The sequence below is a fragment of the Paenibacillus sp. EKM206P genome (assembly GCF_011066155.1).
GTDB lineage: Bacteria > Bacillota > Bacilli > Paenibacillales > Paenibacillaceae > Paenibacillus > Paenibacillus polymyxa_D.
The window spans coordinates 1-219 of sequence record NZ_JAAMNQ010000140.1; the positions used below are offsets into that span (position 1 = coordinate 1).

Here is a 219-nt window from a genome sequence, read left to right on the forward strand (position 1 = left end):
TGGTGGAGGCTGAGGGGCTCGAACCCCCGACCCTCTGCTTGTAAGGCAGATGCTCTCCCAGCTGAGCTAAGCCTCCACACCGAAACACTTTTCATATTATACCATAATAAAATTTTTATTGCAAGTTTTTTTTATGATATTTTTATGACCCGTAGGGGATTCGAACCCCTGTTACCTCCGTGAAAGGGAGGTGTCTTAACCCCTTGACCAACGGGCCAT

General features: G+C 47.0%; 2 tRNA genes. Both read right to left on the bottom strand.

The window, feature by feature from the left end:
* Nucleotides 1–76 (bottom strand) — tRNA-Val (locus G9G53_RS26125).
* 69 nt (nt 77–145) lie between these two features.
* Nucleotides 146–217 (bottom strand) — tRNA-Glu (locus G9G53_RS26130).
* Nucleotides 218–219 lie beyond the last annotated feature (2 nt).